Origin of the sequence: Paenibacillus sp. FSL R7-0210, from assembly GCF_038009085.1 — a bacterium.
GTDB classification, from domain to species: Bacteria; Bacillota; Bacilli; order Paenibacillales; family Paenibacillaceae; genus Paenibacillus_AQ; species Paenibacillus_AQ silagei.
Genome location: NZ_JBBPAR010000001.1, coordinates 2,164,927 through 2,187,463, shown reverse-complemented (window position 1 = coordinate 2,187,463; position 22,537 = coordinate 2,164,927). Strand labels below are relative to the sequence as shown.

Sequence of the window (22,537 nt, the reverse complement as noted above, 5' to 3'; positions counted from 1 at the left end):
AACCTCCTGAAAATCTGTAGTTGATCCTTATTACCCCGAATTCAGATCAACGAATTATACAAGTTAACATAATGTTGATTATGTTATTCAATGTCACTTCTCACATCCTCATCTCCCCGAACGCAGAAACTCCCCGATCCTCCGGGCGGCTTCCAGCAGACGTTCTTCCTCCTCTACCAGTGCAATTCGCACATACCCTTCCCCCTGGCTGCCAAAAGCATCTCCCGGAATAACCGCTACTCCGGTTCTCAGCAGCAGGTCATGCGCGAAGCGGCGCGTGCTTCCGGCTTCACCCTTACTCCCATAGGCATCCGGCAGCCTTGCCCAAATAAACATAGTAGCTTCCGGCGAGGGGACCGCCCACCCTTCAAGATGCAGCGCTTCTACCACAAGGTTCCGCCGCCGCTCATACAGCGCAGCCACTCCTTGGTCCGGCCCGGAGTCCATCGCTTGCTCCAGCGCCACAACCGCAGCTTCTTGAATCGGCTCGAAGACACCGTAATCGACATTGCTTTTCAGCTCCCGCAGCGCCCCGACGGCCTGCGCATTGCCCGTCATGAAGCCGATGCGGCATCCGGCCATGTTGAAGCTTTTGGAGAAGGAATGAAATTCAACGGCGATATCCCGCGCCCCCGGTACCTGGAGGATGCTGATCGGCCGGTAACCATCGAAGCCCATCTCTGAATACGCCAGATCATGCACGACCAGCACCTCCCACTTACGGGCAAGCTCCACGAGCCGTTCCATGTAAGCCAGATCCACAGTAACCGAAATCGGATTGCCGGGAAAGCTGAGCAGGATAAAAGATGCTTCCCGCCAGACCTCATCAGGAATACTCTCCAGATCTGGCCGGAACGCATTCTCCTCCAATAGCGGCAACGGCCAAGACCTAACCCCCGCTATTGCGAGCGCTCCTGAATAAATGGGATAACCGGGGTCCGGCACAATCGCCAGATCACCGGGATTGCAGATGGCCAGGGCCAGATGCGCTAGCCCGTCCTGCGAACCCATCAGGGACACGATTTCCTCCTCCGGATCTACCTCCGCGCCAAATCGCCACTGCATCCATCTCGCTGCCTGATTGCGGAATGCCGCACTTCCTTTGGACGAAGGATAAGCATAGCTATCCTCCCGCAGTACTGCTTCACTTAATACCTGACGGATCTCGGGCAGAGGCGCCCGGTCCGGACTGCCGATTCCAAGATCGATAATGTTAAGTCCCGCTTGCCGGGCTTCTGACTTCCATGCCGCCACCTCGGCAAAGATCGATGATCCCAGATGAGACAGCTTGTCTGATCTCCATTTATGGTGCTTGCTGCTATGAATCAATGGACTCCCTCCAGCGTATGTTTTTCAATAGTATAGCATGGGTCAGGAGCCTCGAAGCAGAGAAAGAACAGACGAATGCTTGTAATGGGCATTAATTCCATTAATAATATATTATTCTAGCAAAATCACTCTATTTAAGGTGATAACTAGTGCGGGAATCGATATAAAAGTCGATCTGAAGTAAAACAGCGTATAATTTATGTTATACGCTGTTTTTTCGATGTTAATATGCGCCTTCATCGTTATCTTTTTTAATTCCCGCCGGCAATCATATGTAGGAACTCTTTTATGATGACATCAATCTCTTTGCCGTTCGTATTCAGCTTTTGTGTATTCATTTCTTTGTAATTCGCTAACCTGTTAATGCTATTTTCAATTTCACTCTCGCTCCTCTCATCCTGACGCATACGCTTTATCAATTCTTCCTCAGAGCACATTAACGTAACTTTTATTAGCTCATATTCATTTCCTTTTAAGCCTGCAAGAATTTCATCGAATATGCTTTCCTTATGAATCACCCAAGAGAAGAAGACATACTTGAACATAGAATTGTCAAGGTACTGATTGAGCATATAATGGATGTTATTCATTACCATCTTTTTGTTCTCTTCGGTAACCACCCAGGGGTTCATTAACCAGCACCAATCTCCATCAAGCCACACAGAATGTTGTAATTCTTTATAGAGCTTACTAACAATCGTACTTTTTCCGACTCCCATGGTTCCGTTTACGATCACAAACTTTTTCATAATGTCCTCCTTCGAATGATTGACCAGCAGTTCCAAAATAGCAAAAATGCCCTGCATGGATTAGTCCAGGGCAAGGCATTTCTATTAGTCTATGAAGATTGGGAGAACTGGGTTAATCCGCGTTCGGTTAGTTCCTTCTGCCGCCGCGTTAACTCTTCCAAATTGTACAGTCTTTCGGACATATACTCAACATGCTGAAGCAAGGATGCGAATCCCAGTATGAAGATGCTTGAGACTGCGCCGCTAACCCAGAATGTTACCATGAATCCCCAGGCAAATGTCTTGTCATCAAATGAAAACTCCGGCTCCGGTGCAAAAATATTACCTGCTACGATTCCCCCAATTAAGGCTGCTGCAATAGTTATGTAGGCTACCCATTTCAATGCTTTTACCACTACGTTTCCTCCAAGCTCTATAGTATAAAACCACTTTACCAGATTCATACAATAGAGTAAACAAACAATTCATTAGATTCCTTTATGCCGCAATAAAAATGCATCTCCGTCGAATCGATACCGGCTCCCGGGCATAGGATAGAGTATTACTGATGAAAGTGGGAATTCACATGTCCAAGAATAAGCGCGGCAAAGCGCTTTACACTAACCCCTCCCGGGCCAGGGGCACCTGTCCGATCTGCGGGAGCACCCGGATCAAGCTTTTGTATTTCGGCAAAGGCCCGGAGGGTGAGAAGCTGACGGTCTGCAAGAAATGTGACGGTAAGCAGCAGCAAGCGGTCTGAATCACGGAGTAACGTTCATTGCACCACGAAAAAAGAAACGGCCTGCTCCCCCCCTTCAGGAGAGCAACCGTTTCTTTGTGCCTACTCAAACCCCGATTTCACCCACAGCTTGGAGATATCCAAAAATCCGAAGGAGCCGGGCTCCAGTCCGAACAGATTCTGACTTAATTGCGCTTTTTTATTCATGTGACAGCCATACAGTACCCAACCGTTATCACGCAGTTTGCCTTCGGCCAGTTCCAGTACCTCTGCCCTCTCCCCGGCGGCCAGCCGGGCGAAAGGCTTCAGTAGCTCTGTCAACTCAGATTTCTGCCTGTCCAGCAAGAGGTGATGCAGATAATTCGACTCATTGCGAAAATAATTAATCATCCCCCACTGCCAGTCATCCTCCAGTACTTCTTCGCAGATCACAAGATCCGCTTGGTTCACCAAGTCCGGCAGATCATAATCCCCTAAAGGATACAGCTCAAGCTGTAATCCAATTTCCCTGCTGCGCTCCTGCAGCCAAATCGCCTCATCCTGATCCTCTTTGCAGGTCCGGTAGGCCAACTTCACTGCCTCTCCTCTGTATCCGCCTTCCTCAAGCAGCGCCCGCGCTTCCTCCAATTGTGGCTCAGCGAACTCATACTTGCTGCTCTGCCAGGGAAGGAAGCTGCCTGCCGGCATAATCCGGTTGCCTCCCAGCTCACGAATCAGGGCAAGCTGATTATAGAGGATACGCATGGCCTGCCGGAGCGCGGGATGATGGTGTACGCCTTCTTTTCGAAAATTAAACAGAACGTACCTGCACCCGACAGCCGGATAATCGATACTGTGGCTCCTTCCCTCCTCTGCTGCGGCCACACTGCTCAGACTGGTACTGGCACCCGTCAGCTGATATTGACGTACCCCCGAGGCCAAATGCGGCAGGTACCAGATCTCGACCCGGTCCAGCAGAGGACGGATTCCGTAGTAAAGATCGTAAGCGCTGAGTACAAGCACATCCTGGCTCAGATCCGCTACCTGATAGGGCCCCGTGCCGACCGGATGCACAGCGAAATCCACATCATACGGAACAATCGACATATAGATCGAGCTGAACAGATGCAGGAAGAAGAAATTAGGCTGCACCAGATCGAACCGGATACGGTAGTCCCCCTCCAGCTCCACATGAATGATATCCTCAAAATGACAGATCGCCGGACTTCTAAGTCCGATCAGACGTAGGAGGGTTTCTTTTACATCCCGGGAAGTCATCATGCGGCCGTGGTGGAACCGCACCCCCTTGCGCAGATAGAACAGGTAGCTTGTACTGCTCTCGTTAGCCTCCCACGTGTGGGCCAGCCCCGGCAGGAAAACCCCGTTCTGTGCATCATAGGTAATCAGGGTACTGCAAATATGCCCCAGCAAATAGGTCTCAAAAGCGGTGTATACGGTGGCCGGGTCCAGCTTCTCCATCGCACGGTTACGGGAGATTCGCAGCACCTCCTGCCCGGATGTGGAGCCGGGTTCGCTCCAGAAGCCCATTTGCTTATCGAGAACTGCCAGCAGGCGTTCTTTGAGCGGCTCGTTAACCGGGTATTGACCAATCAATTCGACGGCAGGCTTAATCCGGCCTTTGCTGACCAGCTCCTGAAATCTCTCCTCCAGCACCTCATCTATATGACGCAAAAAAGTCATCTGCGAGCGATTTCCTCTCCCTCTTCCGGGTATCCAGGCAATCAGCTGCTGCTCCTCCAGCTTCCGCAGAATAAACTTCACATTGCGCGGTGTGCAGCACAGGATACCGGTCAACTGCTCAATTGTCACCGGAATCGGCTGCTGGAGGTTATATGCCGGAGCCAAGGCTGCGGCCAAACAGAGATAATGCGTGCTGCTGGTGTCCATATGATCAACCCCCTTTTAAAAGGTGAAAAGTGACATATAATTCTTACACTTTTATTTCCCCCTTTGTTCTATACAATTATACATAATCATTCGATAAGAAGTATGCTTCATATTCAAAAACATGGACTAGGAGACGGGGATTCAAATGAAACAACATCTGCGCCACATTCACCCGCTGGCCTGGACCATCATCATCGGAACGATGTTCGGCCGGCTGGTTACTTCAATGAGCATTCCTTTTCTCTCTATTTATCTCACGCAGGTGCTTGGCGCATCCGCTACCCAGACCGGGTTCACCGTGGCCGTCAGCTCGCTGGCAGGGGTAATGATCAGCTTCTACGGCGGTTATATCTCGGATGTGATCGGGCGCCGGATCGTCATGCTGGTCTCCGTGTTCGGCTGGGCCTGCGTATTCTTCGGCTTCGCCGCAGCACAGCATTTATGGGTCTTCTTCCTGGTGAACACGCTCAACGGACTGTGCCGCGCCGTATTTGAACCAACTTCACGGGCATTATTGTCAGATATCACCCCGCCGGAGCAAAAGCTGCTGGTCTTCAATCTGCGGTATGCGGCAGTGAATCTGGGTGTGGTCTTCGGTCCGATTATCGGCCTCCAGCTCGGCTCCGCCAAGTCCACCTTCCCGTTCGTGATCGCAGGGATCGTCTATATCGCCTATGGACTTGTTCTGTTCCTGCAATTCTCGGTGCACCGTGCCAGCCTGCCTGTTCATGGAGAAGCCCGGACGCCGAAGCTGCTCGATGCGCTCGCGGTCACCGGAAGGGATAAGGTATTTCTGCCCGTTCTGCTGGGAACCATCTTCTGCGTCCTCGGGTATGGCCACTTCAGCTCTACACTGGCGCAATTTCTGGCGATGAACACCCATTTCAGCAATGGCAGCCAAGTCTTCTCTTATATGCTGTCGCTTAATGCAGTCACGGTGCTGGTTGTACAGTATCCCATCGTGCGTGCAGCCAGCAAGTTCCCGCCAATTATCCCGCTCATTCTGGGCAATGTCTGCGTAGCCCTTAGTCTGCTGCTGTTCGGGATGCCTGGAGGGGTGCCCCTGCTGATGTTCAGCGTGGTTCTGTTCACTGTCGGGGAAGTCCTGCTCTTCACGATGATGGATATGCTGATTGACCGAATCGCCAAGCCGGAATGGAAAGGCACCTACTTCGGTACGATTGGCTTCAATAATCTGGGCAGTGTAATGGCTCCTATCCTTGGAGGACTGCTGCTGGATCAGTTCGGCGCTCTGAATGGCCCTGCGGTGTTCGTACCGCTTGCGCTGACCACGGCGCTCGGCCTTCCTTTCCTGATTACCGCGCATAAAAGACTCCGTATCCGCGAGCTTGCTGAAGCAAGTGCACAGCGTGAGCTTGGTGCTTGAGGTGTTTGAGACTACAATAAACCCCAGACCTGCTGTAAAGCGGATTTGGGGTTTATTAGTGTATATTTATCATTGTTTTTAACTCTTGTGATCGTTAATAAGTTAACATAATAATTGTTATGTTGCAAAATAATGATTATACTGCAACTAAACGCCGCTACACTAGCCTAATGTAATCGGTTTTCCGACTACATTCCGCCTACGGACCATCCCAGTGCCTAATGTAATCGGTTTTCCGACTACATTCCGCCTACGAACCCTCCTAGTGCCTAATGTAATCGGTTTTCCGACTATATTCCGCCCACGAACCCTCCCAGTGCCCGATGTAATCGGTTTTCCGATTACATTCCGCCCACGAACCCTCCTAGTGCCCAATGTAATCGGTTTTCCGATTACATTCCGCCTACGAACCATCCCAGTGCCCAATGTAATCGGTTTTCCGATTACATTCCGCCCACGAACCATTCCAGTGCCCAATGTAATCGGTTTTCCGATTACATTCCGCCCACGAACCATCCCAGTGCCCGATGTAATCGGTTTTCCGACTACATTCCGCCCACGGACCATCCCAGTGCCTAATGTAATCGGTTTTCCGATTACATTCCCGCTCCGCAGCTCTATAGTACTACCCCATCCCGTTTCAGCTGCTCCTGCAGCTGCGGGATATCGAGCGCCTGCGGCTTCACCCCTGCGGCCGCCGCGAGCGCCGCTGCTGTTCCGGCCGCCTGGCCCGTGGCCATGCAGCTTGGCGTCAGGCGGGTCGTGGCCAGCGCTTCGTGCGAGGTCGAGATGCATCTGCCTGCAGCCAGCAGATTGGACACATTGGCGGATAGCAGACAACCGTACGGAATGTCGTAAGCGCCGTCTCCGGCGATGAAGGAAGCTGTTACCCCCTTGCCGGAAGGATCGTGAATGTCGATCGGGTAGCCGCTGCGGGCAATGACATCACTGAACTTCCGGCCTTCTATGACATCTTCTTGGGTCAGCTGGTAATAGCCTTTAATCCGCCGCGATTCGCGGATGCCGATCTGCGGTGCAACCGCTGAGATCGAGGCCCGTTCGAAGCCCGGAACGTCGCGCTTCAGAAACTCGGCCATGAGCAGCACCTGCTTGCGGCCCTCCTGCTCCGCCAAGGTCAGATCCTCCGCATTCGTTGCGTCCAGCCCCTGGACGCGGGTGCAGTTGATCAGCACCTCATCATCTGCCGGACCGGCAAAGAACAAGACCTGATCGCGGTTAATCGGCACCTCGGCCCGCTTCCATTGCGAGTAGAATCCGCTTACCCCGGTGAGCGGCAAGTCCGGCAGTTCAGCGATCGGCGTTTTGCTGTAGAACTCTTCGGGATGGCTGATCATATATGCTTTGACCTTGTGCAAATCAACGCCGCGCATTCTGAACTTCATCGTCATCGGCTGGGAACGGTTATCCCCCTCCCGGCCCTGCAGCGTTTCAGCCCCGGACAGCTTCGCTACATCGGCATCTCCGCTGCAATCCACGAAGATGCGCCCCGTTACAGGCGTACGCCCGGATTTATTAGTCACCACGACATGTTCAATTGCGCCGTCACTGACCAGCACCTCATCCACAAAGCTGTGCAGAAGCAGCTTCACCCCAGCTTCATGCAGCATATCTGTAGCTACCACTTGATAAATCTCAGGATGGTACGGCGTCAACGTATGCACGAAGCCTACCGTATCCCGGAGATGGCCCGGCGAACCACCGCTGGCCTGCAGCCGGTCTACGATTTCCTGGGCGATGCCCTTGATCACCTGCTCGCCGCTATCGGTGTGAAAGGTCATCCAAGGATAGACCATAGCAGCGGTGGACATCCCGCCCACGAACCCGTAACGTTCAATGAGCACGGTCTGTGCTCCCAGCCGTCCGGCGGCGATGGCCGCCGTGATTCCTGCAGGGCCTCCCCCCACTACAACGACATCTGCCTCTATTGCAGGATTCATATCATCCACTCCTTTATGTGTGCTATTCCTTCAGCCCTGTCATGGCTACGCCCTCGATGAACCGCTTCTGCGCCATGAAGAAGACGATCAGCAGCGGCACGGTTGCCATGACGGTGGCACTCATCAGATAATGCCAGGAAGTGCCCACTTCATCTGTAAACAACGATAATCCCAGCGGCAAAGTCATCAGCTCACGCGTATTAATGAAAATAAGCGGGTCGAAGAACTCATTCCAGATGGACACGAACGTGAAGATCGTCAGTGTGGCCATGCCCGGACGGGCAATCGGCAGCATAATTGTCCAGTAAATGCGGAACCGGCTGCAGCCGTCGATCATCGCCGCCTCCTCAAGCTCCGTGGGTACAGTAATGAAGAATTGCCGCATCACGAAGATTCCGAACACGCCGCTTGCGCCGAAGATCGGCAGCAGAATCAGCGGCAGATGCGTGTCAATCCAGCCCAGGTCGCGCATGAACAGGAACATCGGGATCGCCGTCACTTCATGCGGGATCATCATGGCGCTGAGCAGCACCAGAAACACAGCATTTCTGCCTGTGAAGGGAATTTTGGCAAAAGCATAACCGGCCAGCGAAGCGAAAAACACCGTTCCCGCCACGACGACAAACGAGATATAGACACTGTTAAAATAGAAGCGGTGAAACGGGATCAGTGTAAAGACATCCACATAATTCTGAAACTGGAATACCGGCGGAATCAGCTGCGGCGGGTAGGTGAAAATATCCTGCGGCCGTTTGAAGGAGGTGGACAGCATCCACAGAAACGGAACAAGCATAATCAGCGATACCGCCGTTAATGCAGCATACACTCCTGCTACAGACAGCCTTTTGCTGGTGTTAGGCGTCGCCTTCATTGAATACCCACCTCTTTCGCAGCTGCCACTGCAGCAGAGTCAAGATCAACACGACAAAGAACAACACAAATGCGAGCGCCGAAGCGTAGCCCATCTGGAACAGCTTGAACGCTTTTTCCCAGATGTAATAGACCAGCACCTTGGTGCTGTTACTCGGTCCGCCCTGGGTCATGACATAGATCTGGCCGAACACCTTCAGCGAGCCGATTACGGTCATCACTACAGTCAGAAATACGGTGGGCGTAATCATAGGCAGGGTCACGTTGAAAAAGGTTTTGGTCTTGCCCGCCCCGTCCAGCTCAGCCGCCTCATATAACGAACGCGATACCTGCTGGATCGCAGCGATAAATAACACCATATTTAGGCCCACGTTCTTCAGTACACTTGTCACAATAACGGCTGGCATCGCCAGTCTCTCATCATACAGCCAGGCGGCTCCTTTAATGTTGAACAACATCAGCAGCTGATTGATCAGCCCGGAATCGGTGGCGAACATATACTTCCAGACGATGGACCATACAATCAGCGAAGTCATCACGGGAACGAAGATCGCGGTGCGGAAGATACCAATGCCCTTTAGGCTTCGGGATAACAGCAGCGCCAGCATCAGAGCCAGCACAATGTTAAACGGCACCAGACCCAGCGTGAAATAAGCCGTGTTGCCGAAGACCTTCCAGAACAGCGGGTCCACCGCAATATCCTTGTAATTATCCAGACCGACAAACCGGTGCCCGCCAAGCAGCGGCCAGTCATTTAAGCTCATATAGAGCGCTTTCCCCATTGGAAATAACAATAATAACGTGAACCCGAGCAGCATTGGCGATATAAAAAGCCATCCGGTCACCTGTGCCTCGCAGGCAAGCGGACCCTTGTTTCGTCTCTTGACCTTTCTGTTCATGCCGGAATCCACCGCCCCCCTAGCTCAATTTGTCTATTGCACCACGGAACGAGCTAACCGCACGCCGCAGCTCCTCCTCTGTCTTGCCCGTCACCACCGCACCTAACATGATCGCTTTCACTCCGGCACGTTGCAAGGATGGTACATCTCCTGTAAGCAGCTTACGCTGGGAAGGTACCAGCACAGGAAGACCGGAATGGTCGGCCAGATACCGGTATTTCAGCAGATCTGCGAAGCTAAGACCCGTACCGTATTCGCTGCCAGGCACAATTGAAGCTTCAAGCGCCGTGATCCCGAATTGCGCCCCTGCCTGAACCTGACTAAGATCATAGGTGTCATTAATGGCAAAGGTCCGGTCCAAGCTGTGATCCTCCAGCATGAAGGAAGGCAGATGATGGGCATAGATCGAATAGAAATCGAAACCGAGCGGAGCAAGCCGCCTAATCTCTTCTTCCGCCACACCTTCTAAGCTGCCTGAAGGAACTACCCCCAAGGGACCGTCAAAGGTAGAGCGGATCTCGCTAAAAATGTCTTCATAGCTGTCAAGCGCACCGAAATGCGTACCGCTGGCCCGGTGGCCGACATTAAAATGAACCTTCAATGCATCCGCGCCTTCCTCAAGCGCTGCCTTTGCCAGTCTTACATCATTGGCAGGAAGGCTGATGATCAAGGACAAGCCGCTTAGCTCCAATCTTTGCTTCAATTTACCCATTGTATTTCGCTCCCCATTTCGGGCGGTCCGTCAAGCCGGACGCTGCGCTCTGCTGAACGCCGGTTGACGGCCCCTTGCCCGGAGTCTTATTTCAAAATAGCCTCGACATCGCTCTGCATCTTCGCCATATTGTCCTTGGCGGACGCGGACCTGCCGAACAGGCGGTCAAAGCCTTGCAGCACCGCATTGTCGATATCCTGCCAGCGGATGTGGCCTGGAATGATGCGCGCCTTCGGCATTTCATCGATAACCGCTTGCACGATGTGCTCAGCTGGCGGGTTGTTCGGCTGATTCAGGAACGCATCAGAATTGAGCACTGATGTGCGCGGAGGTACGAAATAGGTGGATGTCGCCTCAATGCCTGACTGGCTGGCGAACAGCTTGAGCAGCTTTTTGGCTTCCTCCGGATGCTTGCTGTCCTTGAACAGCGTATAACCTGCTTGGCCCAGCATCGGAACACTGCCTGCGGAGCCGGACGGCATCGGAGCAATGCTCCATTCAAACCCTTTAATGTCACGCGCTTTCGAGACATAGCTGTAGTTGTCGAAGAACATGCCCAGATTCCCTGCGTCGAAGCTGATCTGCTCGCCTGCTTTCGGATGGGATTCATCCTCATACATCATCCGCTCCAGCAGCTCCATGGTCTCCACGCCGTACTGGTCATTCCAGGTGAACGCAGTCAGATCCTCATTGAACGGGCCGCTTCCATAAGACCACGCGTACGAAGATAGAATCGCCCAGGTCTTCCAGTCACGGAAGAAGTTCGCGCCATATACCCGGCCCCCAGCGTCTTTGACAGCAATTGCTTTGGCCGATTCCTCAAAGGTCTTCCAGGTCCATTTCCCTTCGGAGGCCAGCGTATTCGGGTCTGTCAGGTTCGCCTTGTCGAACAATGTCTTGTTGTAGAACATGACCACCGGCGGTGTTGAGAACGGCAGGCCCAGCAATTGATCCCCGTCCCGGAACAAGTCTAGTGTGCTCGGAATATAATCGTCCAGGTTAAAGGAAGCATCGTCTTTGAAGGAGGAGACATCCGCCAGAATCCCGTTAGCCTTGAACTGCGGGATCATCCGCTCCGAGACCCAGGCGATATCCGGAAGGGATTTCCCTGCGGCCAGCACCGATATTTTCTGCTGATAATCCGTGAATGGCACCGAATCCATAGTCACCTTAATACCCGGATTGTCTGCTTCGAATTGGCTGATCAGCTTGTTGTACACATCCATATGCCCTTGATTGCCCCACATCAAGAACTTTAACTCCACATCTTCCTGTTTCCCGGGACTCTCGGCATTTCCGCTTGCTGCGGGCTTGGCACAACCTGCCGTTAAACCCAGCAGCATGGCTGAAAGAAGCATTGCTCCTGCTTTTTTCATGAATATCCCCCTTTGATATGTTAGTTTTAATGACTCTTTTAGTATAAAGGAGACGTATTCGGTGTAGAAATCATCCAAAATACAGGAATGGTTCGTTATATTTATGTTTTACGTTAGAATAACTAACATTTCATTCATGACTATTAAATTGATTGCGGTATTCTCCACCCGTCATCCCCGTCTGCTGCTTAAATACCAGCATGAAATGCTTCGGGCTTTGATGGCCGGATAGGCGGGCGACATCATAAATTTTGAGCTGGGTATGGCTGAGCAGCCACTTCGCACGTTCCATCCGGGAATCGGTTACATAGTCTGAATAATTGCAGCCCGCCTCCCCCTTGAACAGCTGGCTCAGATACGTAGCGTTCAGATTGACATGGGAAGCTACCGTCTGCAGGCGCAGATCACCGTCAATATGCAGTCTGATATATTCCTTAACATCCCGTATGATCTTGCGTGTATCTCCTCCGCTCTCCACCCGCAGCGGGCCTGTCGTCTGTTCCGGGGAAGTGATGCCATGACGTTTATCGAGCAGCAGCCGTGCTTTTTCCATCACGCTAACTAGCTCATGACGTTCAACCGGTTTTAACAGGTAATGAAGAACTCCGTATTCTATGGCTTTTTGAGCATATTCAAATTCGCCGTATCCGCTCACAATAATGACCAGCAGCCCGGGATACATCGACTTCACCTTTTCGGCCAGCGCCAGTCCGTCCATTTCCTTCATGCGGATATCGGTAATCATCACATCCGGCAGCTCGGACTTTAAGTACAGGAGCGCCTCCCGTCCGCCCGGCATTTCAGCCGTCACCTCGAAAAAGGGCGCCGACCGGCTAATCAGCTCGCGCATCCCTTGTCTAATCACGATTTCGTCCTCTACGAGCAGCACTTTATACATCCTCTTCTCCCCCTGATTCCGGTATCGTTATCGTAATGGTCACGGCCAGCCCTTGCCCCGGACTTCCGTCAACCGTGAGGCTCCCGCCTTCCCCGTACAGCAGCTTGATCCGCTGGCCGATATTGCGCAGCCCCAGACTCTCCTCCTCGCTGCGCCGGAGCGAATCCATGGAAGGAGATTGTTCGATCTCCCGGTTCAGCGCCGTGAGTTCCTCCTCCTCCAGTCCGTTCCCGTCATCGCGGACCGTAATCAATAGCTCGTTGTCAAAACGCAGCGCTGACACCCAGATCGTCCCTTCTTCGCGCCCGGCGATCCCGTGATCGATGGCATTCTCCACCAGCGGCTGAATGGTGAGCTTCGGAATGCGTAAATACTGTACATCCTCTTCAATCTCGTTATGCACCGTCAGCTTACCGCCGAAACGAATCTGCTGGATACGGACATAGGAGTCCACGAACGCGATCTCCTCTCCCAGCGACACGAGCCGGCCGGCCTTGTCAATCGTATAGCGAAGCAGCTTGCCCAGTGCGGATACCATATCGGATACCTCATCATGCCTGCGCTGGACGGCCATCATATTGATCGATTCCAGCGTATTATAGATAAAATGCGGGTTGATCTGACTCTGCAGGGCAGACAGCTCAGCCTCCTTTTCCCGGAGTCCAATCACGAGTACCTCATGAAACAGGCGGTTGATTTCCTCCATCATCTTATTAAATCCCCGCCCGAGCTGCCCGAATTCATCTCCCGCCAGCGGACTGACCCGCATGTTGAAATCCCCCCGCTCCACCCTGGACATATTGCTCTTGAGCTCAACCAGAGGGAGGGTGATCCGGTACGACACCGCATAAGCGAGCAGCAGCACCGTCACCAGGCAAAAGAGGGCAAGCCATAACGTAAAAATCATCATCGCGCGCGATTCCTTCAGCATCACTCCAATGGGAGTCAGGCCGATGACGGTTAAGCCCGAATACGGGGACTTATGGCTGACAAACAAATAATCTGTGCCTCCCAGCCTCTCCCGCTCCCCGCCATGCAGCTCCTTAATCCGCCCGGAGCCCATAAGCTCGCCGTAGGCCGACTGCCCGTTATCCGGCTTTTGCTCATACAGCAAGCGCTGGTCTCCGTCAATGATCATCAGGTTCGTAGACTCTTCAATCTTCAGCTTAGAGAAGACGGAGCCGAAGGCTGACTGCTTAGCGTCAATGAGTATGTAGCCCAGACGCTTCAGCGTTCTGGGTTCCTTGATCACCCTGGCTACCGAAATATAAGATGAGGGGTCGGTTCCGGCATAATAAGACGGATGATGCGGAGGAAGAAGGATCCATTCGCCGTCTGACCGCTTGAGGGCGCTGAACCATTCGTCATGCCTGCCATCCCATGAGGTGTTGACCGCCAGCGGCTCCACGTTGGAGAACAGGGTTCCGCTGTTGCTCAGCAGGTGAATGCCCCGGATTTCCGGGCGATCGTAGGCCTGCGCAGAGGTATAGAGCTTCATTTTCTGATAATCATCAGACAGCGCCCATGTGCCTGAGCCCATAGGACCATCGTATTTAGCCAGAATAGATAACACCTGCTCGTCATACAGAGGCATCAGCGACAACCGCTCCAGATCCTTCAGCAGCCTGTCCAGATTGGCGTTGGCCTGTCCGGCGACATCCACCGTATATTGCTTTGTTTTCTCGTTTAAGGTGGAGGAGAAATGACGGTACGTCACCATCCCCTGCACACTTAACGGCAGCAGCGTCAGCATGGTGAACAGGAGCAGCAGTCTGGTACGCATTTTACTTCTTCTCAACTGTAGGATCAGCCCCCGCAGCATCTCAAGCCCTCCTTTTGTTAAGTAAGCTGACATCAAAACCTCTTTACAGTTTATCGTATAATGTTCTGTAATTGAATTCTATCCTCTTATGTTTGGAAAAGGTACGGTTCAACAAAGTCAATAAACCCCAAACCTGCTGAAAAGCAAGGTCTGGGGTTTATTATTTTCACTCTTCGATTGTAGAATTAGTTAACATAATGTTGATTATGTCGCCTTATTTCAATTATACATTTTATCCCACATTCGCACTTGATTGCTGATATACTCTCTCAGCTCTGGCGGCCCCACAATTTCAGCATGAACCAATAGCGGCAGCACCCTCGCACAGGCCGAGCTATAATCGTACATATTCACAGTAAACAGCCAGGCATCTCCATCAGATCCGGTATTCATAACCTCCAGCCCCTGCAACATCTGCTCATTCTTAACACGGGTACGGATGACCACCGGATAGAACTCCCGCGCTCTGCTGGTCTGAACGAAGGCTTGCTCTGCTTGACTCCAGTATGCTTGGAGGGAGAAATGCTCAGGAATGGCATAGGTCTCCTCCAATAAAGTAACGGCTGTGAACCGTTCGCACTTGAATGTCCGCAGATCCCCGGCGCTCTCGCAGTAGGCGGCAAGATACCATTCCCCCTGCTTCACGATGAGTCCATAAGGCTGCAGCTTCCGCTGCGAGCTCTCCCCATTCACCTTAAGGTACTCTGCCGCAATCTTCCGTCCCCGCCACACCGCAGTGCGCAGAATCTCAAGATACGGCACCGCTGCCTGACCGCTCCACCACGGCGTATCATCGAACAGAAACCGGCGCTGCGCGGTACGAATATCCTCTTGATACGGAGCAGGCAAGCTTGCTTCCAGCTTCAGGAGCGCATTTTTGAGCAGCAGACTGGTCTCTCCTGAACCGCCCGCCGGCATTCCCATCCCGGTCAAAAAGAGCTGGACCACCTCTTCCCCATGCAGTCTCCGCAGACTCACCGTATAGCCTTCCATGAGCGAAATCCCGCCGTTCGGCCCGGTGGTGGTGACCAGCGGGATTCCAGACTCCGCCAACACATCGATATCTCTGTAAATGGAGCGGACGGACGTTTCGAGGGCGATGGACAGCTCGTTCGCCTTCATCCGGCCCCGGGATTCAAGCAGTAAAAGTATAGCAATCAATCGGTGCAGCCGCATGCGTCTCCCCCAAACCTTCTTATTCGTCATCTATTCTTGCCACTCAGTTGTCAACAATACTGCGTTAAGATGAATGTATCAAAATCAAGGAGCTGCTGCAAATGAATATTGGTATATTGGGAACTGGATTCGGGGCGTATCACGCCTCTCTGCTGAAGCAAATGGAGTTCGTGAACAGGATCGTGGTCTTCGGGAGAAATGAGGACAAGCTGCTGAAGCTGAAGGAAGAGCTGGGGGTAGAGGTTACAACGTCCATCGAGGACATATTGTCTGATCCCGAAGTGGATGTCATCGATCTCTGTTTGCCTTCTGCGCTACATAAGATCTATGCGGTAGAGGCACTGAGACGGGGAAAACATGTCTTTTGCGAGACGCCGGTTGTTCTGGAGCCTGAAGAAGGACGGGAACTGCTGGATGCCGAACAGCGGTATGGCCGCAGAATCCTCGTCAATCAATTCATCAAATTCGATTATGCCTATGAATACCTGGAACAGTCCGCCCGTGAATCCGCCTACGGCCAGCTGCTGCATGTCAGCTTCCGCAGGGAGACCGCACCGGTGTGGGGGGATCTGGGCCTGTCCGCCATCGCTGCCAATCTGATGATTCATGACCTGGATGCTATCGCGTGGCTGCTGGACACACCTGTACCCACTTCCGTCTGGGGGACCTCTGGAGGTATGGACGGTCAGGCGCTGGTTCATGCTTCTTTCGCTAAGGCCGGTGTTAGTGCGCAGTTAACCGTCTCTTCACAGATGCCGGAAGCGTACCCGTTCACGGTTGGTTACGAAGCTTATTTTGAGCGCGGCAAGCTGGTATTCCAAGAGACCAATGCTGCGAACGGAGAGGTTGAAGCCAGCCTGACCAGCTATACTTCTGAGGACAAGACGGCTATCCCGGTAATCCCGAACAATCCTTATGAGAAAAGCCTGCGGCATGCCCTGCTCTCTTTGCAGAACGGGACCCTCTCCCAACTGTCATTGCAATCTGCACTGAAGTCCGTGGATATGGCCTGTAAGCTGACGGATCAGCTTACAGCGGGCACAGTAGCTTTGTGATTATGCAGCCCAGAAGTTGGTCAATGCAGGCTTAACAAATAGCTCCTCAGAAAGTTGTATTTGGAGAGGGGCTTAGTTGGATTTTCTCCACTTGCTGAAGATCGAATCGCCCAGGATGGGGTAACAATTGGAAAAATGGCACTTCTTCAGGCAGTTTCCCCGCAAATAAGCATAATTGCCTCCAGTAGATGCTGTTTTTCCAATTGCTTAAGGAAATCTATCGGAAAGCGTTGATACAAGATACATTTTTCCACGTGTTTCAGGATTCAGGTGCGAAACCTCGCCCGGGTTGACAGCGAGAACCTGTTTTGGCAGGGGGTTGGCCTCACTTTTTCCTTTTGTTAGTTGCTAAGTTAATGTGGTGTGCCGGATTTAAGCGTAGTAATTAGGAGAGCAGGTAATTTTGTTTTCCTATTATGAATTTTTCATATAATGAAATATTATAATTATAGGGTGTAGATTTATGTTAAATCATCATGCGATGTTTGGGGCTAGACGTTTGGCGATTAATCGGTGAGGGGATATTGCTCAAGTTAACATAATTATTTTTATGTTACTTTTCAGTCTCTGCTCATTACAACTATCCCTCGTCCCCTACCCTACTCGCCTGCCGACATCGTATGCGCAAAGCGTTCCAGCTTATCCATGGACAGCCCGCCTCCTGTCTTGTGCTCCTTACCTTTTACCATACGCAGAATCCACTTGTCTAAGGCAGATATCCGGTCCGGGTAGATCTCATCGCCCATGATCTCCCTGGCAAGCGCCTTGTTGTAGATAATCTCAGGGTAAGCCTGCTTCAGTTCCTCCTCCCCCTTCTCCCCTGTCATTCCTGCACAGATGAACAATCCCAGCCGTTTGGTTAAAAGCTCTTGCTTGTGCGTTGCTGTGAATGCAGTCATCTCCTTCCGGATTCTGCCATAGTAGATGGAGCCGCCTAGGATTACTGTGTCATAGCCAGTTAGAACCGGCAACTTGCCAGTTCTCAGATTCACCACTTCGGCCGCGTTCAGCCTGGCTTGCAGCAGTAAAGCGGCTTTTTCCGTACATCCGTATTTGCTTGCATACACGATCAATATCCGGTTGCTCACTTAAGTCCGCCTCTATTCTATAGGTAATGGGCTTGCAGGTGGTGCGGGTTCCTGCGCGTTGCGCAGTACAAGAATGAGACACCAGATGACTGCCAGATTGAAGATTGGGAACAGGATCAACTCTACCATCGAGACATGAACTCCTGCCCTCAGCATCCCAATCATCATGGAGGAGATGGAGGTCAGCAGGGTGGCGGCTTTTACCAGGACGACTGGAGCCAGAAGGTAACCATAAGACTGCCTGCGGACGAGCAATGCCCCTGTCAGAACCATGAGCGGAAGCAATACAGCTAAATCCAGTGCCTGAATCACCAGCGTGGTGTAATGCTCAAGCAGAGCAGGTGCGGTTCCATTCCGCCAGCCGCCGGCAATCCGGCCCAGCCATAGCATAATAATCAGGAAGGCGATCAGCAGCAGGATGAAGCCAATGCTTACCCCCGGAAGCTTCGTCTTCATCAACACCCCCTCCCGCTCCACCGAGCGAAAGACCAAAATAAATGCAAATAAGCTGCCCGAGAACAGCAAGACGTAGACCAAAAACAGATCATTATACATGGCCAAAAAACAATATGAAGCATAGGTATAGGTGAAGTATCCGAGCGCTCCGGCCAGCAGCAACCGACCCCGGATCGTTCCTCTGAGACTCAGCAGCAGTGATACGAGCAGCAAAGGAATGCCCACCACTAAAGTAACGCCATCCTGAGCGATCGCCTGGGCTGCTGCGGACAAAGAATCATTCTTGTAGATTCCGCTTCCGTACAATTCAATCTGTTCTCCCCGGATGGATGTGTAAATTGGATGGCTCCCCCCTTTCTCAGCTCCTTCCCCTGAAAATAGCCCGATGCCTGACGCAACAACACCAAGCACTATCACCATCCACGTTAAAAAAGTAATGGTTCGTCTATGGCTCATTCTAATCCTCCTATCCTTGTGCAATATGCACCATGGCTTCTATGTGCCGGGTAATCAGAGCCTCCTTCTGCGCCTCAGGCAGATTCTCCTCCACCATCAGCCTCATAATCAGCCCGAATGCTGCGCTCCAGATGATTTGGGCGGTGAGCTCTAGCTCCCTCTCCTCACAGGAGGCCATCCCGCTGAATTGACGGAGCGTATCACAGAGACCCGCGATCCCGCTGCGTTCCAGGGCAGCCCCCTGATGCAACACCCCGGTGTGGCTAAGCACAGACGGCGAATCATTCAGCATCATACTCCGGTACTGTGAGCCTTCTGCGGTTGTGATCTTAATGAACTGTCTCAGCGTGCGTCTTAAGCGCTCTTCTGGAGATGTTTCATCCGGCGAAGCTTCTGATCCGGCAATTAGTCCGCCCATTAGCTCCCGGTAGCCCCGCTGAAGAAGCTGCTCCACAATGTCCTCTTTTCCCTGAAAATAGTGATAAATAATGCCGGCCGAATACTCCATCCGTTCAGCGATTTTGCGAATCGACAGCTGCCTGATCCCCCTCTCCGCCAGCAGCTCGCCAGCCGTAGTCAGAATCAGATTACGCATCGCTTCGCGCTCCTGCTCTTGTCTCTCTGCTTTGCCCATGATTGTTAGACTCCTTCTGTCAGGGTGTTGCTGTTCCGCTTCGTTGAACACTGTAATGGTTTTGAACATCGTTCAACTTAGATTATAGACGCCGGAACCTGGGAAGGTTGTGATTATTAATACATTACAGCAAAAAAAGCCTGAAACCCCGCAGGTGTCTCAAGCTTTCGAGCTTCGGCAGATGCTCTGCCTAATCAATATTAGCGATCTTCCACTCCCCCTGCTTATTCGGCAGCAATGAAATCTCGTAAGTGCCCTCAGTAATATAGCCCTCAGAGGTCATCTGGGTAAACTCCACATAGAAGCCCGCCCGCTTGGTTCCCTCGATAGGAATTCCGGCTACGGTCAGTTTATTGAAGCGGTAGACATTCTTCTTATCCAGCAGGAACTGCAGAGCTTCATTAAGCTGCGGTGATTGCATAGTTGCAGCAAATTTCTCTTTGTCCTTAGCTGCCCAAGCTGCAATACAGTCCAGTGTCTCCTGGAGCGCTTGCTTGTTGCCTGGACTTGTACCTACATCAGGGGCTATGAAGAACACTCCCGGCTTAATCGGGGGTTGCTTCTCCAGGTATTCCATACCACTCAGCATGGATGTGAAGAGTGGAAGCAGCTTATCGCGTTGCTCATCCTGAATATGGATCTCGGCCCGGTAAGAATCGTTATAGGCTGTGAAAATAAATGCCTCAACCCTCCGGTCCTCCTCCATCCTGCTCCCTTCATATTCCTTGAACTTCAGCAGCCTCCGGTCCGTGCCCGGCTCAAACTTCCCTCCAGCTGCATCCTTCGCAGAGCTTAGCTTAATTAACGTAATATAATTATGCTTGTCCTCTGTCCCCCATGCCGTTCTGCCATCCTGTTCAAAACGGATCATCGTCTCCGGCAGAAATACCCCGAGCGGTAAGGTCTGGTCTGCGGAATAATCCGCTTGGACATTGACGCCATCCAGCTCGTAGCCACTGCCGCTTCCTGTATACTCCCGTACTTCGGGAATCAGCGACACGGATTTAACAGCAGGCGCGGCAGTTGCAGACGGAGCCGGAACCGCGGTTGCAGGAGCAGTTATTGCAGCAGTAGCAGCTGCGGGCGTTGCTGATGCCAGATCGGTATGTTCTGCACCCGAAGAATTCTGATCCGAAGCATTGCTGCAGCCTGTGCTGATTGCTATTGCAACTGCTATACAGCCCGCTCCCCATAAGCTCATTTGCTTGGACAATCTAATCACCTCAGTTACCAGACGCTGGATACGATCCAAAGTTGCGCTGAAGCCTGCCAGGAATAGGTAATTTTATTTCTTAACCCTATTCGTATTTAATGTGCTGAAGTATTGACTTGGATTGCCTTGGCGGGAGTTGAACCGCTCCTGGAAATCACCGCCGGTGTAAGCTCCGATAACCCGGTGCCAGAAATCCCGTGCTGGAGTGTTGGCACGAATCTGTGACACCTTCCAGTTGCCGGGGAACATATCGAACAGCCGGTGTGCGGCCCAGGTCCCTACGCCGCTGCGCCGGTAGCGCTGCATTACAAAAAACTCCGTCATATAGAACTCGCCCTCCGGGTCGCGCAGCAGACGGTCGATCAGGGCAAAGCCTGCGACATTGCCATCTACAGTGAACAGGTAGGCGAATTTATTTTTACCGCTGCTCCAGTAAGCCTCAAGTCCCGGATAGGACGGGAACAATCCTTCACGGTCGACCTGCAGCTCCAGATAGCGGGTAAAGTCATACAAGTAGAACTGCATTAATCTGCTGATAATCTGCTTCTGCTCTTTAGGAACCAGCTCGATTCCAAGTTCCATTCAGGTTCACCTCAACCGTTTTTGTTTACTACCCATCATATAACTTTGTCTCATCAGGAGCAAGGTTTGCCAGAAACATGGTAAGATAGAAGGACAGCCCTCCCCTTTGGGGAAACTATAAAGAAGGTGAAACTCATCAGTATTCAAAAAGCGGCCGACCGGACAAACCTGGATCAGCGGCTGCCGCAGATGCCCTGGTTTGTCCAGCAGTTTATCGACTATAAACGGCCGGATCTGTCCCCCTCCACGCTGCTGGAGTATATCCGGGACTATGAATCCTTTTTCGGCTGGCTGCGGGGTGAAGGTCTCTCTGTAGCGGCCAGCAATGCTGACATCACACTGCTTGAGCTGGAGACCCTGCATATGGACAGCATTGTCGGCTACCGTCTGCACTTGACCACCCGGGCTGAGAATGCCAATTCGCGGGTGACCGTATCCCGTAAGCTGTCTGCGCTGCGCTCGCTGTTCCATTACTTAAGCCAGATTGCCGAGGATGAGAACTTCTACCCGCTGCTGAAGCGTAACATTATGGCCAAGGTTGAGATCAAGCGCATTCACAAACCGAAGGACACCGCCGCCAAGCTCAAAGGTAAAATTCTGGAGGACGAGGAGCTGCTGGAGTTCGTTGGCTACATCTATGAAGGATATGGCACAGCTGTGGAAGCCAATAAGCAGGCTTATTATTCTTGGCAGCTTAACCGTGAACGGGATGCCTGTATTGCCAGTCTGATCCTGAATTCCGGCCTGCGCGTCTCCGAGGTGGTTAACCTGAACGTGGATGATCTGGATGTCAACAATAAGCTGATTTATGTCTTCCGCAAGGGTCATAACGACGAGACCTTCAAGACCCCGGTCTATTTCCGGGAACAGTCGAAGGATGATCTCAGCTTGTATCTAAGCCTCCGCCAGAACAGGTACAAGACGCCGAAACGGGAAAAAGCGCTCTTCATTGCCCTGCCCAACGGCAGCAAAGAAGGCAAACGGATGACCAAACGGGCGATCCAGGAGATGATCATCAAATACGCCAAACGGTTCGGCAAGCCTTATCTGACGGTGCATAAGCTGCGGCATTCTTTTGCCACAGATTATTACCTGCAGAATGACATCTACCGGACGAAGGAACAATTGGGCCATGCTTCTACGGAGACTACCGAGATCTATGCTCATCTCACAGATAAAACGATGTCCGAGGCGATTGAACGCCGTCTGGACAATGAACCGCCGCAGTAAGCTGTATGACCGCTATGTTAATCTCATTTATTTTTTGGAGGA

At 52.1% G+C, this 22,537-nt stretch carries 21 protein-coding genes; 4 read left to right on the top strand and 17 right to left on the bottom strand.

Annotated elements, in window-relative coordinates; all coding sequences use genetic code 11:
- Positions 1-108: 108 nt before the first annotated feature.
- From MKY64_RS09515 to MKY64_RS09505, 3 genes are all read right to left on the bottom strand, one after another.
- Positions 109-1,329 carry an aminotransferase class I/II-fold pyridoxal phosphate-dependent enzyme gene (locus MKY64_RS09515; RefSeq protein ID WP_340952455.1) on the bottom strand — a complete coding sequence of 407 codons (1,221 nt, stop codon included), beginning with the start codon at positions 1,327-1,329 and terminating at the stop codon, positions 109-111.
- A 251-nt stretch (positions 1,330-1,580) separates the two neighbouring features.
- Positions 1,581-2,078 (bottom strand): AAA family ATPase, encoded by a 498-nt coding sequence (locus MKY64_RS09510; RefSeq protein ID WP_340952454.1) that lies wholly within the window; start codon positions 2,076-2,078, stop codon positions 1,581-1,583.
- Between the two features lie 89 nt (positions 2,079-2,167).
- Positions 2,168-2,473 (bottom strand): hypothetical protein, encoded by a 306-nt coding sequence (locus MKY64_RS09505; RefSeq protein ID WP_340952453.1) that lies wholly within the window; start codon positions 2,471-2,473, stop codon positions 2,168-2,170.
- Positions 2,474-2,643: 170 nt separating this feature from the next.
- On the opposite strand from MKY64_RS09505, the gene MKY64_RS09500 reads away from it, so the two are divergent.
- Positions 2,644-2,817 carry a hypothetical protein gene (locus tag MKY64_RS09500; RefSeq protein WP_340952450.1) on the top strand — a complete coding sequence of 58 codons (174 nt, stop codon included), beginning with the start codon at positions 2,644-2,646 and terminating at the stop codon, positions 2,815-2,817.
- A gap of 81 nt (positions 2,818-2,898) precedes the next feature.
- On the opposite strand, the gene MKY64_RS09495 is transcribed toward MKY64_RS09500, so the two are convergent.
- Positions 2,899-4,683, bottom strand: coding sequence for an ABC transporter substrate-binding protein (locus MKY64_RS09495; protein ID WP_340952449.1), 1,785 nt, complete (start codon positions 4,681-4,683; stop codon positions 2,899-2,901).
- A 145-nt stretch (positions 4,684-4,828) separates the two neighbouring features.
- Here MKY64_RS09495 and MKY64_RS09490 point away from each other — a divergent pair, with 145 nt between their 5' ends.
- Positions 4,829-6,070, top strand: coding sequence for an MDR family MFS transporter (locus MKY64_RS09490; protein WP_340952447.1), 1,242 nt, complete (start codon positions 4,829-4,831; stop codon positions 6,068-6,070).
- Positions 6,071-6,687: 617 nt separating this feature from the next.
- On the opposite strand, the gene MKY64_RS09485 is transcribed toward MKY64_RS09490, so the two are convergent.
- From MKY64_RS09485 to MKY64_RS09450, 8 genes are all read right to left on the bottom strand, one after another.
- Positions 6,688-8,037 (bottom strand): FAD-dependent oxidoreductase, encoded by a 1,350-nt coding sequence (locus tag MKY64_RS09485; protein ID WP_340952445.1) that lies wholly within the window; start codon positions 8,035-8,037, stop codon positions 6,688-6,690.
- A 13-nt stretch (positions 8,038-8,050) separates the two neighbouring features.
- Positions 8,051-8,899 carry a carbohydrate ABC transporter permease gene (locus MKY64_RS09480; RefSeq protein ID WP_076079291.1) on the bottom strand — a complete coding sequence of 283 codons (849 nt, stop codon included), beginning with the start codon at positions 8,897-8,899 and terminating at the stop codon, positions 8,051-8,053.
- The gene (locus tag MKY64_RS09475; protein WP_340952442.1) at positions 8,883-9,797 is read right to left on the bottom strand and encodes a carbohydrate ABC transporter permease; all 915 of its coding nucleotides are present in this window, start codon (positions 9,795-9,797) and stop codon (positions 8,883-8,885) included. Before MKY64_RS09475 ends, MKY64_RS09480 begins: the two co-directional genes overlap by 17 nt.
- 19 nt (positions 9,798-9,816) lie before the next feature.
- A complete protein-coding gene (locus MKY64_RS09470) occupies positions 9,817-10,509 on the bottom strand; it encodes a hypothetical protein (RefSeq protein ID WP_340952440.1) in 693 nt (230 codons plus the stop codon).
- A gap of 86 nt (positions 10,510-10,595) precedes the next feature.
- Entirely contained in the window at positions 10,596-11,885 is a 1,290-nt protein-coding gene (locus tag MKY64_RS09465) for an ABC transporter substrate-binding protein (protein ID WP_340952439.1), read from the bottom strand.
- 130 nt (positions 11,886-12,015) lie between these two features.
- A complete protein-coding gene (locus MKY64_RS09460; RefSeq protein ID WP_340952438.1) occupies positions 12,016-12,783 on the bottom strand; it encodes a response regulator transcription factor in 768 nt (255 codons plus the stop codon).
- Positions 12,776-14,638, bottom strand: coding sequence for a cache domain-containing sensor histidine kinase (locus MKY64_RS09455; RefSeq protein ID WP_340952435.1), 1,863 nt, complete (start codon positions 14,636-14,638; stop codon positions 12,776-12,778). Before MKY64_RS09455 ends, MKY64_RS09460 begins: the two co-directional genes overlap by 8 nt.
- Before the next feature lie 186 nt (positions 14,639-14,824).
- On the bottom strand, positions 14,825-15,781 hold the full coding sequence (locus tag MKY64_RS09450) for a helix-turn-helix transcriptional regulator (RefSeq protein WP_340952433.1): 957 nt from the start codon (positions 15,779-15,781) through the stop codon (positions 14,825-14,827).
- Between the two features lie 101 nt (positions 15,782-15,882).
- Here MKY64_RS09450 and MKY64_RS09445 point away from each other — a divergent pair, with 101 nt between their 5' ends.
- Positions 15,883-16,836 carry a Gfo/Idh/MocA family protein gene (locus MKY64_RS09445; RefSeq protein ID WP_340952430.1) on the top strand — a complete coding sequence of 318 codons (954 nt, stop codon included), beginning with the start codon at positions 15,883-15,885 and terminating at the stop codon, positions 16,834-16,836.
- A gap of 599 nt (positions 16,837-17,435) precedes the next feature.
- Here the strand turns inward: MKY64_RS09445 and MKY64_RS09440 are convergent.
- The 5 genes from MKY64_RS09440 to MKY64_RS09420 form a co-directional block, all read right to left on the bottom strand.
- Entirely contained in the window at positions 17,436-17,924 is a 489-nt protein-coding gene (locus MKY64_RS09440) for a flavodoxin domain-containing protein (RefSeq protein ID WP_340952428.1), read from the bottom strand.
- Positions 17,925-17,936: 12 nt separating this feature from the next.
- Positions 17,937-18,836: a hypothetical protein gene (locus tag MKY64_RS09435; protein ID WP_340952425.1), complete on the bottom strand. Its 900-nt coding sequence runs from the start codon at positions 18,834-18,836 to the stop codon at positions 17,937-17,939.
- 10 nt (positions 18,837-18,846) lie between these two features.
- Complete coding sequence (locus MKY64_RS09430) at positions 18,847-19,470, bottom strand: TetR/AcrR family transcriptional regulator (RefSeq protein WP_340952423.1); 624 nt, start codon at positions 19,468-19,470, stop codon at positions 18,847-18,849.
- A gap of 190 nt (positions 19,471-19,660) precedes the next feature.
- Positions 19,661-20,683: a hypothetical protein gene (locus MKY64_RS09425; protein ID WP_340952420.1), complete on the bottom strand. Its 1,023-nt coding sequence runs from the start codon at positions 20,681-20,683 to the stop codon at positions 19,661-19,663.
- 72 nt (positions 20,684-20,755) lie between these two features.
- The gene (locus MKY64_RS09420) at positions 20,756-21,265 is read right to left on the bottom strand and encodes a GNAT family N-acetyltransferase (protein WP_036726510.1); all 510 of its coding nucleotides are present in this window, start codon (positions 21,263-21,265) and stop codon (positions 20,756-20,758) included.
- Between the two features lie 135 nt (positions 21,266-21,400).
- Between MKY64_RS09420 and xerS the strand changes: the two genes are divergently transcribed.
- Positions 21,401-22,495 carry a tyrosine recombinase XerS gene (gene xerS, locus MKY64_RS09415; protein WP_340958041.1) on the top strand — a complete coding sequence of 365 codons (1,095 nt, stop codon included), beginning with the start codon at positions 21,401-21,403 and terminating at the stop codon, positions 22,493-22,495.
- Positions 22,496-22,537: the final 42 nt, after the last annotated feature.

Coding starts and splice junctions, on each gene's coding strand:
- MKY64_RS09510 (WP_340952454.1), bottom strand. CDS start 2,078: ATGAAAAAGTTTGTGATCGTAAACGGAACCATGGGAGTCGGAAAAAGT.
- MKY64_RS09500 (WP_340952450.1), top strand. CDS start 2,644: ATGTCCAAGAATAAGCGCGGCAAAGCGCTTTACACTAACCCCTCCCGG.
- MKY64_RS09495 (WP_340952449.1), bottom strand. CDS start 4,683: ATGGACACCAGCAGCACGCATTATCTCTGTTTGGCCGCAGCCTTGGCT.
- MKY64_RS09490 (WP_340952447.1), top strand. CDS start 4,829: ATGAAACAACATCTGCGCCACATTCACCCGCTGGCCTGGACCATCATC.
- MKY64_RS09480 (WP_076079291.1), bottom strand. CDS start 8,899: ATGAAGGCGACGCCTAACACCAGCAAAAGGCTGTCTGTAGCAGGAGTG.
- MKY64_RS09475 (WP_340952442.1), bottom strand. CDS start 9,797: ATGAACAGAAAGGTCAAGAGACGAAACAAGGGTCCGCTTGCCTGCGAG.
- MKY64_RS09470 (WP_340952440.1), bottom strand. CDS start 10,509: ATGGGTAAATTGAAGCAAAGATTGGAGCTAAGCGGCTTGTCCTTGATC.
- MKY64_RS09465 (WP_340952439.1), bottom strand. CDS start 11,885: ATGAAAAAAGCAGGAGCAATGCTTCTTTCAGCCATGCTGCTGGGTTTA.
- MKY64_RS09460 (WP_340952438.1), bottom strand. CDS start 12,783: ATGTATAAAGTGCTGCTCGTAGAGGACGAAATCGTGATTAGACAAGGG.
- MKY64_RS09455 (WP_340952435.1), bottom strand. CDS start 14,638: ATGTCAGCTTACTTAACAAAAGGAGGGCTTGAGATGCTGCGGGGGCTG.
- MKY64_RS09450 (WP_340952433.1), bottom strand. CDS start 15,781: ATGCGGCTGCACCGATTGATTGCTATACTTTTACTGCTTGAATCCCGG.
- MKY64_RS09445 (WP_340952430.1), top strand. CDS start 15,883: ATGAATATTGGTATATTGGGAACTGGATTCGGGGCGTATCACGCCTCT.
- MKY64_RS09435 (WP_340952425.1), bottom strand. CDS start 18,836: ATGAGCCATAGACGAACCATTACTTTTTTAACGTGGATGGTGATAGTG.
- MKY64_RS09430 (WP_340952423.1), bottom strand. CDS start 19,470: ATGGGCAAAGCAGAGAGACAAGAGCAGGAGCGCGAAGCGATGCGTAAT.
- MKY64_RS09420 (WP_036726510.1), bottom strand. CDS start 21,265: ATGGAACTTGGAATCGAGCTGGTTCCTAAAGAGCAGAAGCAGATTATC.